Origin of the sequence: Salinisphaera sp. LB1 (assembly GCF_003177035.1) — a bacterium.
Taxonomy (GTDB): Bacteria; Pseudomonadota; Gammaproteobacteria; order Nevskiales; family Salinisphaeraceae; genus Salinisphaera.
In genome coordinates this window covers 1,799,923-1,812,734 of record NZ_CP029488.1, presented here as the reverse complement: position 1 = coordinate 1,812,734, position 12,812 = coordinate 1,799,923, and the positions used below count along the sequence as shown (strand labels likewise).

Below are 12,812 nucleotides of genomic sequence, written 5' to 3'. Positions count from 1 at the left end.
GTTGCCACTCGACTCTCAGGATTGCCAGCGTGCCAGGACCGACCTTGCGCTCTCGTCCAGTGTCCGATAACGCAAGTTCACGGCATGGGTTTCGCGTGATTTTTCCTGCCGGACAAGGCGCGGTGATGAGCCGCATCGGGGAACACGGCGAATGGCCGCAACGCCGCGTGACGCGAAAAAGAGCCGAAACAGGGCGATGAACTTAGGTTACAGGACACTCGCTGCCGGCGGCTGGCCGGCGCTCGCCCTCGCCGCGATCATGGGCGCGATCTCGGTGACCGCGTTCGCCCCGTTCGGGGCATTCTGGGCCCTGCCCATCCTGTTGGCGGTGCTGTTTCGTCTCGCCGATGGGCTGGATATGCGGCGCGCCGGCGGCGTGGGGCTTGCCTTCGGCATCGGGCAGTTCGGCGCCGGCACGTACTGGATCCTGATCGCACTGTCGGGGGTGGGCGGCGCGCCCTTGCCGCTGGCCGTGGCCCTGCTGGTGGGGTTGATCGTCCTGCTGGCCGGCTTCATTGCCCTCACCCTCGGCGTTGCTGCGCGCGTCGCCCCGACCCCGGGCGCGCTGCGATACCTGGTCTGGCTGCCGCTGCTTTGGACGCTGGTGGAATGGCTGCGCAGTTGGGTCTTCTCCGGCTTTCCCTGGCTGTCGATCGGCTACTCGCAGATTGCCTCGCCGCTGGTCGGCATCGTGCCGATATTCGGCGTGTTCGGCGCCAGCTGGGCGGTCGCGCTTTCGGCCGGGCTGCTGGCCTGGCTGAGCGCGCGCCCCAAGCAGGCGCCGACGGCGATCGCGGCGCTGATCGTGCTCTGGGCGGGTGCGTTCGGGCTCGGCCGTATCGACTGGACGCATCCCAGCGGCAAGCCGCTCACCGTCACCCTGGTGCAGGGCAATATCGCTCAGCAGGCCAAGTGGTCGCCGCAGTCAGTCGACGATGCGATCCATCGTTATTCCCGACTCACCCACGGCCACTGGCACTCGGATCTGGTGATCTGGCCCGAAACCGCGATCCCGGACTACTACCGCGCGGTCAAACCGGCGCTCGACAATCTCGGCGCCCGCCTGGCCAAGCACCATACGACCCTGATCACCGGCCTGCTCAGCGCGAGCAAGAACGGACAACGCGTCTATAACAGCGTGGTGGCGGCCGGCGCCGGCAAGGGCCTGTACTCCAAGCGCCATCTGGTGCCCTTCGGTGAATACTTCCCGGTACCGGAATTCGTGCGCCGCTGGATGGCCGAGTTGGGCATGCCGTATTCGGACATCACGCCGGGCGCCATGCACCAAAAGCCGATCGTCGCCGGCCATGTCGCACTCGGCATCTCGGTCTGCTACGAGGACATATTCGGCGGACTGATCGCCCGGGATGTGCCGCCGGCCAATGTGCTGGTCAACGTATCGGACGATGCCTGGTTCGGGCGATCCATCGGGCCGAAACAGCATTTCGAGATGGCGCGCATGCGCGCGGTCGAAACCGGCCGCTATCTGCTGCGCGCCGACAACAGCGCGGTCACCGGCATCGTCGCCCCCGACGGCCGGGTGGTCGTGCGCGCGCCGGACTTCACCGCGACCGCCGTCACCGGCCACTTCCGGCCCTATGCCGGCATGACACCATTCGCGCGCTGGGGCAACGATGGCGTGGTGCTTGTCGCGCTGTGTGTCGCCGGCCTGGCCGGTATGGCACGCATTCTCGATCGTCGACGGCTCCGCCGACGGTAGGGTCAATCCCGGACTGTAGCTAAAGCGCAAATCCTGCTACAACGAGTCGAGTTGTATCTGCCGACCGCTTCGGAGGTTGTTGTTCATGTCATCGGTTTCCCCCACCCCCGTGGATCGTCGCGCGGACCGCGGCATCGCCGCCCCGCTGCCCCACGATATCCGCAAGACCGCCATCGACCCCGACTACTGGTATCCGCTGGCGCGCGCGCGCGATGTGCCGCGCGCCGGCACCAAGGGCGTGAGCTTTGCCGGCGAGCCGATCGTGCTCGCGCGCACCGAAACCGGGCATATCTTCGCGCTCGAGGATCGTTGCGCCCATCGCCAGGTGCCGCTGTCGCTGGGCGAAGTCCGCGGCGAGCGCCTGCTCTGCGGCTACCACTGCTGGGCCTACAACACCGCCGGCGCCTGTATCAACGTGCCCTATCTCGACCAGGACAAATCGCTGCCCAACGGGGTGAAAAGTTACCCCTGCGTGGAAGCCTACGGCCTGATCTTCGTCTATCCGGGTAACGTGAACGCCGCTGGCATCAATCGCTTTCCGGCCATCCCGACCTGGGGCGACCCCCACTACAAGACCCGCTACCTCGATCGGCGCATCGACTGCCACTACAGCTTCATGCACGAAAACCTGATGGATATGAATCATCAGTTCCTGCATCGCAGCCTGATGGGCAGTATCAACCCCACCGCGCTGGATATCCGTGAAGGCGACGGCTGGGTGGAAGTCGACTACACCTTTCATCGCGCCCGCGGCAAGCAGCCGATCGGCGAGAAATTCATGCTCGGCCGTCGCTCGAAGGCCCCCGATGCCAAGTCGGACGCGCGCGAGGACAAGGACATCATGACCATTCGCACGGGCTATCCGTACCAGACGCTGCAGTTCTGGACCGCGGGCTCGAGCGAACCGGCGCTGGATCTCTGGAACGCCTACGTGCCCATCGACGCCGAGCAGCGCAAGAACCACACCTTCGGTCTGATGATGGTGAGAAAACCCGGCATTCCGGGCGCCATCCATGTCCTGTGGCCGTTCATCATCGCCTTCACCAACGGCATCTTCGGCCAGGACGAGGATATCGTCGAAGCCGAGCAGCGCGCTTTCGACGCCCAGGGCGAGGACCGCAACAACGAGATCTTTCCCATCATCCAGAAGCTGCGCCATCTGCTGGTCGAACAGGGAAGGCCGCTGGGCGCCCGGACCTGACCATCGGCCGGCGCGGAGCGGCGGCCAAGATGACCGGGCCGGCCGGGGCGCATTGGCTTCGGCGCGTTCGCGTCAGCCAGCGTGGCCGCCGGGTTATCGGTGGCCTGGCTCGGACCGGCCCCTGTTCACCGCATGGCGGCCGCGTTCACCGCGCGTCGCTGCGATGCCCGCCAGCGCGATCAGCGCCATGCCGAGCACGGCCAGCCGGTCGGGAATCTGCCCGAACAACACCAGGCTCCAGAATCCGGAGAACGCGAGGTAGCTGTAATCGCCCGCTGCCACCATCGGCGCCGGCGCCATCTGGTAGGCCCGCGCCATGGCGATACTCGCCGTAACCGCGATCACGGCCAGCCCGACAATGAGCGGCGCCAACCGGACGAACACCTCGATATCCATGGCCTGCCAGCCATGCGCCAGGAAGGCCACGCCGGAGCCCAGGTCACCCGCGGGCGCGAGCATCGGCGCGATCACGAGCCCAATCCCGCCGACCACGAGAAACAGCAATTGCATGCCCAGCGCCAGACAAACGGGCGACTCCTCGCGGCACCGCGATGCCGTGATCACGGCCGCGAATGCATACAGCGCCGCCGCCACCAGCGGCAGCAGCAGCATCGGCGAGAACGCCGCCCCGCCGGGACGCAGCAGAATCAATACACCGGCGAAGCCGAGTGTCACGCCCACGGTTTCCCGCCTCGACAATGACCGGCCGGGGCGCACGGCCACCATCAGCGCGATGATAATCGGCGAACTATAGAGCCCGGCGGAGACGACCGGCAGCGGCAACCGGGTCAGCGCCAGATAGACCAACAGCCACATCAAAACCAGCAACAGGCTGCGCAGCGCCACCCATGACACACGTTTGGGCCAGACCCGGCCCCGGCTTGCGCCCGATGCCATCACGATGGCGATCAGCGGCAACGCCACCAACGCGCGCAGAAAGACCAGTTGCCATACACTGATCTCGGCCGAGGCGATCTTTACCAGACCGTCGCCCAGCGCCAGAATAACCGCGGCCAGGACAATACAGCCGACACCGCCGGCCGCGGGCGACGAACGCATTCCAGTCCACGACATGACATCACCTGCACGACACGGAGAGCCGATACTCGGTCAGTGCCGATGCGTCGTCACGCGATGAATACGCCGACTGCCATAATCTGCGGTAATGTGACGACATGAGCCGACTGCGCCACACCCTGCCGCCGCTGGCGACGCTGCTGCCCTTCGAAGCGGCCGCGCGGCTGGAAAGCTTCACCCGGGCCGCGCACGAACTGCACCTGACCCAGGCCGCGGTCAGTCGCCAGATTCGCGCGCTGGAAGACAACCTCGGGCTTGCCTTGTTCACGCGCGGGCATCGCTCGGTCGCGCTTACCGATGCCGGCGCCGAACTGGCCCGCGCCATCGGCCACGGCCTGGAAACGATCGCGACTACCGCCGAACGGCTGCGATCGCGACGCGACAGCGACGACATCGTGCTGCTGGCGGAAATGTACGTCGCGATGTACTGGCTCATTCCGCGCCTGCCGGCCTTTCAGGCCACGCACCCGGATATCCGCCTGCGGGTGAACGCCTCCACCCAGCCGCTCACCCATGCCGAGAAATCCTTCGATCTCGCCCTGCAGTGCAGTACCCGGCCCGCGGGCGCGCTGACGCCGCTGTTTTCCGTGCCCGACGAGGTCTTCCCGGTGTGCGCGCCGAGCGTGGCCGAGGCGGACTCGTTGACGGCGGCCGATCTGCGCGCGCATCGCATTCTGCATTGCCGGGACGACCCGCAAGACGGCTGGCTGAGCTGGGCGGACTGGCTGGCGGCGGTCGGGCTCAACGTCACTCTGCCCGAGGGGGTGATGTTCGACAGCTACCCGGTGGTCCTGCAGGCCGCCGTCATGGGCCAGGGTATCGGGCTGGGCTGGGGCCGCGGGCTCGAGCATCTGTTGGCGACCGCACAACTCGTGCGCCCGATGCGGGCGTCGCTGGCCCTGCCGCGCGGACTGTCGGTCTACGCCGCGGCCGGCCACGCCGACGAGGCACGCACCGCGACCGTGGTCGACTGGCTGTCCGAGGCGCTGACCGCGGCCACGGCCTGAGGCGACGGTTCAGCGCTCGACTGCGATCGCGATACCCTGGCCGCCGCCGATACACAGTGTGGCGATGCCCCGGCCGGCATCGCGGGCACGCATGGCATGCAGCAAGGTCACCAGCACGCGTGCGCCGGAGGCGCCGATCGGGTGGCCGAGCGCGATCGCGCCGCCGTTGACGTTCACGCGGCTGGCGTCCCAGCCAAGTTCACCGCCCACGGCCAGTGCCTGGGCAGCAAAGGCCTCGTTGGCCTCGATCAGATCGACGTCGGCCAGCTGCCAGCCGGCCCGATCCAGGCAGGCGCGCACGGCATGTACCGGCCCGATGCCCATATAGGCCGGATCGACGCCGGCACTGGCCAGCCCCGCGACCCGCGCCAGGATCGGGTGGCCTTGGGCGGCGGCGAAATCGGCGTTCATAAGCACCAGCGCGGCCGCGCCGTCGTTGAGCGCCGAGGCATTGCCGGCGGTCACGGTGCCGTCGCGATCGAAAGCGGGCTTGAGCCCGGCCAGCGATTCGACCGTGGTGTCGGCCCGCGGCTGTTCGTCGCGCGCGATCGTCACCGGGTCGCCGCGGCGCGGGCGCACGTCAATGGCGATCAGTTCGGCGTCGAAGGTACCGGCCTCGATCGCGGCCGTCGCCCGGCGGTGGGATTCAGCGGCGAAGGCGTCCTGAGCCGACCGCTCGATGGCATAACGCTTGGCCAGATTCTCGGCCGTCACACCCATGTGGTAGTCGTTAAAAGCATCCCAGAGGCCGTCGGAGATCATGCTGTCGACGAGCGACGCATGGCCCATGCGCAGCCCGGGCCGGGCTTTCGGCAAGACATACTAACCCGTTCAAAAGTAAAGCCACGTCACCTTGCGTATTGGCATTCGGGGTGACGGAAAAACGCAGCGACCTTGTCGGGCAGTTTTTGCAGGGAATGCAGGAGCGATCGCGCCTGCATCTTGAGTTCGTCCTTGCTCGCGATAGCACCGCGACCCAGCCGACTCTTCACATACCCCCACACCTGCTCATCCGGATTGAGCTCGGGCGAATAGCCCGGCAGGAAGAACAACTCGACGCGGCCGTCGAGGGCCTCCAGCGTCCGTCGGACGCGCTTGGCGCGATGCGTGGGATGGCCATCGACGATGAGAAAGACTTTTTCGTCCGCCGCCGTATCGGCGGCCAGGCGCTGGATGAATCCGGCAAAGACCTCGGCCGTGACCGTGCCCTCGACGAGCTGGAAACGCAGCGAGCCGCCGGGACTGATCGCCGACACGAGGTTGATCGAAAAGCGCGCTCCGGTGGCTTCAACAATCGGCGTTTCGCCTGTCGGCGCCCAGGTCGTGCCGGCGTGATAATCCGAGCGCACCCCGGATTCATCGGCAAAATAAATCCGCGCACGCTCGCGTTGGGCGCGCCGTCGAATCTCCGGATAGACCGTCTGCTTCCATTCGGCGACCGCCTCGGGTGATTGCTGCCAGGCCCGGCGTAGCGGGCGCTGCGGCGTAAAACCCAAGCGGCGGAGTACGCGGCCCACCGTCACGGCCGAAACCCGTACCCCACGCTCGCGACGCAGCAATTCCCGCACGATGTCGCGCGTCCACAAAGCAAACGCAAAGCGATACTGACGCGGGTCACTGTCCCGCAAGGCGCCGGACAGCCACTGTAGGTCGGCTGCAGTGAACTTGGTCGGCCGACCCGATTTCGCGCGATTGTAGAGCGCCTCTCGCCCCCCGTGATGGGCGCGTTCCAGCCACCGATACACGGTCCGGCGATTCACTCCCAACGCCTCGGCCATCGCCTCCGGACTTTCGCCTTGCGCGATTTGATCCACGGCCCGCAACCGAATCGCCTCTTTCGACTGCGCGTCCAGATGGCGGCCGTCATTGCTGCGCTTCGTGCTCATGATCACAGAACCTATCATATGAGGTTCTACTTATGAACGGATTAGTAAGCCGACTGACTCATGCTTTCCATGCCGCCGGCGACAATGGTGGTGGCATCGCCCGAGCGGATCGCCTGCACCGCGGCATGGACGCTCGCCAGCCCCGAACCGCAGACCTTGTCGATGGCCGTGGCCGGCACTGCCTCGGGCAGGCCGGCCACCATCGCGGCCTGGCGCGCGGTGTTCTGGCCACAGCCGGCGCGCAGGACATGGCCCATGAAAACCTCGTCGACCGCCGCCGCATCGAGACCGGCGCACGCCGCTCGAATGGCGGTCGCGCCGAGATCGACCGCCGTCAGCGACGACAGCGCCCCCTGAAATCGGCCGATCGGCGTGCGCCGCGCGGCCACAATGGCAACCTCAGGCATGGGCGGCCTCGCAATGGTCAAGCAACGGACAGCCGGTGGCCGCCTGGATTTCGCCGAAAGTCACGCCGGGCGCCATTTCGACCACGGCGACGCCGTCATCGGTGATATCCATCACACCCAGATCGGTGATGATGCGGTTCACCACGCCCACGCCGGTGAGCGGCAGCGTGCATTCGCGCAGGATCTTGGGCTCGCCCTTGGCGGTATGCGCCATAAGCACCACCACGCGCTTGACGCCGGCCACCAGATCCATCGCCCCGCCCATGCCCTTGACCATCTTGCCGGGAATCATCCAGTTGGCCAGATCGCCGGCGGCCGAGACCTGCATGGCACCGAGGATCGCCAGATCGATATGCCCGCCGCGGATCATGGCAAAGGATTCGGCATTGTCGAAGAAGCTGCTACCGGGCAGCGAAGTTACCGTCTGCTTGCCGGCATTGATCAGATCGGGATCGATCATCTTGTCGGTGGGAAACGGGCCGATGCCGAGCAGGCCATTCTCCGACTGCAGCCAGACATCAACGCCCTCGGGAATATGGTTGGCGACCAGCGTCGGCTGGCCGATACCGAGGTTGACGTAGAAGCCGTCCTCGAGCTCGCCGGCCGCGCGGGCGGCCATTTGTTCGCGTGTCCAGGGCATATCAGGCGGCCTCGCTCACGGTACGTTTCTCGATGCGTTTTTCGGGCGCGGCATTGACCACGATGCGGTCGACGTAGATGCCCGGCAGATGGATATCGTCCGGGCCGATCTCGCCGGCCGGTACCAGCCGCTCGACCTCGGCCACACAGACCCGGCCTGCGGTGGCCGCCAGCGGATTGAAATTGCGCGCGGTCTTGGCAAAGCGCAGGTTGCCGACGGTGTCGGCAACCTCGGCCTTGATCAGGGCGACGTCCACGGGAAGACCGCGTTCCATGACATAGTGATGGCCGTCGAACTCGCGGGTCTCCTTGCCCTCGGCGATCTTGGTGCCGTACGCGGTGCGGGTATAGAACGCCGCGATACCAGCGCCGCCGGCCCGCAGCCGCTCCGCCAGCGTGCCCTGCGGGGCGAATTCCAGTTCCAGCTCGCCGGACAGATACTGGCGCTCGAATTCCTTGTTCTCGCCGACGTAGGACGAGATCATCTTGCGGATCTGGCGCGACGCCAACAGCAGCCCCAGGCCGAAGCCATCGACGCCCGCATTGTTGCTGGCCACGGTCAATTCGCGCTTGCCGGTATCGCGCAGGGCCGCGATCAGGGCCTCGGGAATCCCGCACAGCCCGAAGCCGCCCACCGCCAGCGTCATGCCGTCGGCGATCAGCCCGTCGAGCGCGGCCGCCGCCGAGGCGTATTGCTTGTTCATGTCTCCTCCGATGGTTTTGTTTGCGTGCACGCGCGGGCCTAGAACTTGACCTTGTCGCCGCCCTTGAGCGCGAGCATCTCGCGGGCCTCGTCGGGCGTGGCCACGCGCAGACCGAGCGCCTCGACAATGGTGCGGATACGCTTGACCTGATCGGCGTTCGAGGCCGCCAGCCGGCCCGGCCCGTCCCAGAGCGAATCCTCCAGCCCGACGCGGACATTCGAGCCCATGGCCACCGACATGGCGCCCAGATTCATCTGATTGCGCCCGGCGCCCAATACCGACCAGCGATAGCCATCGCCGAACAGACGGTCGGCGGTGCGCTTCATGTGCATGAAGTCCTCCGGGTGGCCGGCGATGCCGCCGCGCAGCCCGAACACCGACTGGATGAACAACGGCGTCTTGAGCAGGCCGCGCTCGAGGAAATGCGCCGCAGTGTACAGATGGTTGATGTCGTAACACTCCAGCTCGAAGCGGGTGTCGTTGGCGCCGCAGGCATCCAGGATGTGGGCGATGTCGCGGAAGGTGTTCTTGAAGATCCGATCGTCGCTCTCGGCCAGATACGGATATTCCCAATCGTGCTCGAACTCCTTGAAACGCTTGAGCATTTCATAGAGGCCGAAATTCATGGAACCCATATTCAGCGACGCCAGCTCGGGGGCGAAATGATGTGCTGGGCCCATCCGCTCCGCGACCGGCATGGTCGGCGCGCCCCCCGTGGTGAGGTTGATCACCACGTCGCTTTGCGCCTTGATCTGCGGCAGGAATTGATTGAACAGGGCGGTATCCTGGCTGGGCTTGCCGGTGTCCGGATCGCGGGCATGCAGGTGCACGATCGCCGCGCCCGCCTCGGCCGCGCCCAGCGCCGCATCGCGGATCTCGGCCGGCGTAACCGGCAGGTGCGGCGACATCGACGGCGTATGGATCGCGCCGGTGACGGCACAGGTGATGATGACGGGGTTGGTCTTGGCCATTGTCTTGCTTCCTCAACGATCGGGGTCGGTGTTGTCCATGTCGCGTTTGTGCGCGGCAAGCGCCATCAGCCGGCGGTCGCGCCATGCCTGCCGGGCGGCGAGGTCGTCCTCGGCCAGAAGTTCGCGGCGTGCGCGTTCCAGTTCAGCCATCGCGGCCGGGCCCCAGTCGGGCGCGCTCGATTGTGTTTCCGCCATGCCGGCATACAGCGGCCCGTAGCGAGCACCGTAGTCGGCGATCCCGCCCGGCGCGTTCAGATCGATGGTTTCCAGCGGGCCCATGAACGACCAGCGCAGACCGAGGCCATGCTTGACCGTGTTATCGAGATCTTCGGCGCTCACATACCCGCCGCCCACCAGCCGCAGGGCTTCGTTGAGCAAAGCCCCCTGTAGACGATTGAGCACGAAACCGGTGATCTCCTGCCGCACGGTGATCGGCACCTGGCCGGCATCGACCATCAGCGCATGCACGCGTTCGGTCACATCGGCACGGGTAACTGCCGATGGCACGAGTTCGACTAGCGGGATCAGGTAGGGCGGATTGACCGGATGGGCGACCAGACAGCGTTCCGGATGGGCCAGCTTCGCAGCGAAATCGGAGGCGAGAATTCCTGACGTCGAGCTCCCCAGAATGGTGTCCGGCGTACAGGCGGCTTCCAGTTCGCCGAACAGCGCCTGCTTGGCGTCCAGATTTTCCGGCCCGCATTCTTGGACATAGTCCACGCCGGCCAAGGCGGCGGCCAGATCGGGTTCACGACGGATGCGTGCGGTGAATACGGTATCGGGCAACAGTCCGGCCGCGACCAGATCGGCGGCCGATGCCTCGATCGATTCGGCCGCCTTTTCCAGCGCCTCGGCCGAGATATCGTGCAGCACGACATCGAAGCCGGCCCGGGCGAATACGATCGCCCAGGCCCGCCCAATGAGCCCGGCGCCGACGACGGCCACATGATGACTCATGGCTGCCACCTCAGAGGGTTTCGACGTTGCCGCAGACGCTCAGCGCCTGCCCGGAAATGTTGCGGCCGGCCTCGCTGCACAGAAACACCACCATGTACGCCACATCCTCGGGGCCGACCATGCGCCGCAGCGAGATCCGTTCCAGATATTCGGCTTCCATCTGTTGGTACGACAGGCCGAGCGCCTCGGCGCGCGCGGCGATCACACCCTCCATGCGCGGCCCGCGCACGATGCCCGGCAGGATGGCGTTGACCCGCACCCCGGCCGGGCCGAGTTCCTTGGCCAGGCTCTGGGTCAGCCCGATCACCGCCCACTTGGTCGCCGAATACGGTGTGCGGTGGGCATAACCCAAGCGCCCGGCGACCGACGACATGTTGATCAGCACGCCCTGCGATTCACGCAGCAGCGGTGCCGTGTGGTGGGCGCAATAGAACTGGCCGTTGAGATTCACGTCGATGGTGTTGCACCAGCTCTCCGGCGCGATCTCCTCGACCCGGGCGGTGTCGCCGGCAATGCCGGCGTTGTTCAACACCACGTCCACACCGCCCCACTCGCGATGCACCTCGTCGACGAACGCGGCGACTTCTTTTTCGTAGCGTACATCGGCGATCGTGGCCCGTGCCTGGGGGTAGGTCTCGCTGAACTCGGTGATCGCCGCCTCCGATACATCGCAGATCCAGACCCGGGCATCGCGCGCGATCAGAGCATCGGCGATCGCCCGGCCGATGCCGCTGGCGCCGGCGGTGATCAGCACGCGCAGACCGGCACGCGGCTTGAATACATCGTCGTTCATCATTCGCTCCTCACGAATACGTTCTTGTTCGAAAGCAAAGGGCTCAAGAGGCGCGCTCGCGCAGGGCCATGACGGCGGCAAGAACCACACAGCCGTAGACATCACGCATCCGACGCGCCGGCGCCTGCAGTTACCAGTATTCACAGCCCTCCGAGCGGGCGTTTTCTCTCAACCTCCAGTGCTTGAGTTCAATCCCTTCTCCGGCCTTACGCTTTGTTTTAATGCAAGCGCTTACCCTAAACGAGCATTGCCCTCGGCCGCTACCTGTCTACGCCGAATGGCGTATCTGTAGATCGTACGGCAAGAGATACTGACGCGGCCTTGCTTGGCCGGTTAAAAGAAGCTCTGCAATCTGTTGGCCCATTGCAGTGCACGGTACCGCAACCGTGCTAAGCCAGGGCGCTAGCCATCTGTTGTACGGATTGTCATCAAATCCGAAAAGTGCGACATCTTCCGGCGACGCAAGCCCGAGCTCTTGGCAGCGATGGTATGCACCATAGGCCACTGCATCGTTCGCGCAGAAGATGGCACGGGGCTTCTCGCACCGATTCAGCACACGTGTCGCAGCACTATATCCAGACTCCATTGATAGGCCGCCGGCAATTGTGAATTCGTCACTCAAGGGCCGGCCGGCGACCTCCATCGCGTCGCGAAACCCCTCGTACCGTTCCAAGCTGGCGGATGAGTTCAGCGGGCCATGGATTACAGCTACAGGACTGTAATCACAGGCCACGAAATGACGCGCAACATCATGTCCGGCGCTGTAATTGTCGATTCCTACGAAGGTGTAGCCCACTCCATAGGGGCACTTACGGTTCACAAACACCAGAGGCACACCGCTTTCAACGGCCTTGGCGAGGCCGGGACTAGGTACTGCGCCGAGCAGCGCGATTCCAGCCACACCGTGCGACTGCATCTGTCGGAGATGGCGGTCCTGAAGGGCGGGGTCTTCACGTGTATGGCAGAGCACCATTGCTTTATTGCTGGCGCTGATAGCCAATTCGAGGCCGTCGGCGATACTGGCATAGAAGGCATTCCGCGTGTCTGGTGTAAGCAAAGCGACGATGTCGGACTCCATGCGACTCAAGGCTCGGCCGATCCGTATCGGCTCGTACTCAAGCTCTTCGATCAACTTGCTAATTCGTTCACGTGTCGTTTTCGAAACTTTGCGAGGCGAGCCGTTCACCACGCGCGAAACGGTGGCCGTCGACACGCCTGCAGCATGCGCCACATCGGCGAGCGTTGGTTTTTTGCGTGCATTCATTCTTATCTCAACTCTAATTTTTCAGGCAAAACAAGAACGCGCGACCGAAGTCACTGGAGTCTAGAACAAAGGCGATCATTCGTACGACATTAGGTTAATACGCGATGAGTTGTTGCGCGCACGCTGAGCCGACTTTGGACAGACTTCGCCCGAGCACGCTTGGCATAACGCAATGAAATAAAATGA

11 protein-coding genes and 2 pseudogenes are annotated in these 12,812 nt (G+C 65.2%); 3 read left to right on the top strand and 10 right to left on the bottom strand.

Annotated elements, in window-relative coordinates:
• Window positions 1-196 precede the first annotated feature (196 nt).
• On the top strand, window positions 197-1,720 hold the full coding sequence (lnt, locus tag SALB1_RS08170; RefSeq protein ID WP_158590680.1) for an apolipoprotein N-acyltransferase: 1,524 nt from the start codon (window positions 197-199) through the stop codon (window positions 1,718-1,720).
• 85 nt (window positions 1,721-1,805) lie between these two features.
• The gene (locus SALB1_RS08165) at window positions 1,806-2,921 is read left to right on the top strand and encodes an aromatic ring-hydroxylating dioxygenase subunit alpha (RefSeq protein WP_109995342.1); all 1,116 of its coding nucleotides are present in this window, start codon (window positions 1,806-1,808) and stop codon (window positions 2,919-2,921) included.
• A gap of 93 nt (window positions 2,922-3,014) precedes the next feature.
• Here the strand turns inward: SALB1_RS08165 and SALB1_RS08160 are convergent, their stop codons facing one another.
• Window positions 3,015-3,995, bottom strand: coding sequence for a DMT family transporter (locus tag SALB1_RS08160; protein ID WP_109993412.1), 981 nt, complete (start codon window positions 3,993-3,995; stop codon window positions 3,015-3,017).
• Window positions 3,996-4,096: 101 nt separating this feature from the next.
• On the opposite strand from SALB1_RS08160, the gene SALB1_RS08155 reads away from it, so the two are divergent.
• Window positions 4,097-5,005, top strand: a complete 909-nt coding sequence (locus tag SALB1_RS08155; RefSeq protein ID WP_109993411.1) for a LysR substrate-binding domain-containing protein — start codon at window positions 4,097-4,099, stop codon at window positions 5,003-5,005.
• A gap of 9 nt (window positions 5,006-5,014) precedes the next feature.
• On the opposite strand, the pseudogene SALB1_RS08150 reads toward SALB1_RS08155, so the two are convergent.
• The 9 genes and pseudogenes from SALB1_RS08150 to SALB1_RS08110 form a co-directional block, all read right to left on the bottom strand.
• Window positions 5,015-5,827, bottom strand: a pseudogene (locus SALB1_RS08150) (acetyl-CoA C-acyltransferase); the annotation flags it as partial.
• Between the two features lie 26 nt (window positions 5,828-5,853).
• A complete protein-coding gene (locus tag SALB1_RS08145) occupies window positions 5,854-6,891 on the bottom strand; it encodes an IS630 family transposase (RefSeq protein ID WP_109993068.1) in 1,038 nt (345 codons plus the stop codon).
• A gap of 44 nt (window positions 6,892-6,935) precedes the next feature.
• Window positions 6,936-7,298, bottom strand: a pseudogene (locus SALB1_RS08140) (beta-ketoacyl synthase N-terminal-like domain-containing protein); the annotation flags it as partial.
• Window positions 7,291-7,938: a CoA transferase subunit B gene (locus tag SALB1_RS08135; protein ID WP_109993409.1), complete on the bottom strand. Its 648-nt coding sequence runs from the start codon at window positions 7,936-7,938 to the stop codon at window positions 7,291-7,293. The gene SALB1_RS08135 and the pseudogene SALB1_RS08140, both read right to left, overlap by 8 nt.
• Before the next feature lies 1 nt (window position 7,939).
• The gene (locus SALB1_RS08130) at window positions 7,940-8,641 is read right to left on the bottom strand and encodes a CoA transferase subunit A (protein WP_109993408.1); all 702 of its coding nucleotides are present in this window, start codon (window positions 8,639-8,641) and stop codon (window positions 7,940-7,942) included.
• Between the two features lie 38 nt (window positions 8,642-8,679).
• On the bottom strand, window positions 8,680-9,612 hold the full coding sequence (locus tag SALB1_RS08125) for a 3-keto-5-aminohexanoate cleavage protein (protein ID WP_109993407.1): 933 nt from the start codon (window positions 9,610-9,612) through the stop codon (window positions 8,680-8,682).
• Window positions 9,613-9,624: 12 nt separating this feature from the next.
• Window positions 9,625-10,569, bottom strand: coding sequence for a 3-hydroxyacyl-CoA dehydrogenase (locus SALB1_RS08120; protein ID WP_109993406.1), 945 nt, complete (start codon window positions 10,567-10,569; stop codon window positions 9,625-9,627).
• Between the two features lie 10 nt (window positions 10,570-10,579).
• A complete protein-coding gene (locus tag SALB1_RS08115; protein WP_199678733.1) occupies window positions 10,580-11,362 on the bottom strand; it encodes an SDR family oxidoreductase in 783 nt (260 codons plus the stop codon).
• Window positions 11,363-11,630: 268 nt separating this feature from the next.
• Complete coding sequence (locus SALB1_RS08110) at window positions 11,631-12,626, bottom strand: LacI family DNA-binding transcriptional regulator (protein ID WP_109993404.1); 996 nt, start codon at window positions 12,624-12,626, stop codon at window positions 11,631-11,633.
• Between the last annotated feature and the right edge of the window lie 186 nt (window positions 12,627-12,812).

Excerpts from the sequence above, each read along its gene's own strand:
- lnt (WP_158590680.1), top strand. The coding sequence starts at position 197 with ATGAACTTAGGTTACAGGACACTCGCTGCCGGCGGCTGGCCGGCGCTC.
- SALB1_RS08165 (WP_109995342.1), top strand. The coding sequence starts at position 1,806 with ATGTCATCGGTTTCCCCCACCCCCGTGGATCGTCGCGCGGACCGCGGC.
- SALB1_RS08160 (WP_109993412.1), bottom strand. The coding sequence starts at position 3,995 with ATGTCGTGGACTGGAATGCGTTCGTCGCCCGCGGCCGGCGGTGTCGGC.
- SALB1_RS08155 (WP_109993411.1), top strand. The coding sequence starts at position 4,097 with ATGAGCCGACTGCGCCACACCCTGCCGCCGCTGGCGACGCTGCTGCCC.
- SALB1_RS08145 (WP_109993068.1), bottom strand. The coding sequence starts at position 6,891 with ATGAGCACGAAGCGCAGCAATGACGGCCGCCATCTGGACGCGCAGTCG.
- SALB1_RS08135 (WP_109993409.1), bottom strand. The coding sequence starts at position 7,938 with ATGCCCTGGACACGCGAACAAATGGCCGCCCGCGCGGCCGGCGAGCTC.
- SALB1_RS08130 (WP_109993408.1), bottom strand. The coding sequence starts at position 8,641 with ATGAACAAGCAATACGCCTCGGCGGCGGCCGCGCTCGACGGGCTGATC.
- SALB1_RS08125 (WP_109993407.1), bottom strand. The coding sequence starts at position 9,612 with ATGGCCAAGACCAACCCCGTCATCATCACCTGTGCCGTCACCGGCGCG.
- SALB1_RS08120 (WP_109993406.1), bottom strand. The coding sequence starts at position 10,569 with ATGAGTCATCATGTGGCCGTCGTCGGCGCCGGGCTCATTGGGCGGGCC.
- SALB1_RS08115 (WP_199678733.1), bottom strand. The coding sequence starts at position 11,362 with ATGAACGACGATGTATTCAAGCCGCGTGCCGGTCTGCGCGTGCTGATC.
- SALB1_RS08110 (WP_109993404.1), bottom strand. The coding sequence starts at position 12,626 with ATGAATGCACGCAAAAAACCAACGCTCGCCGATGTGGCGCATGCTGCA.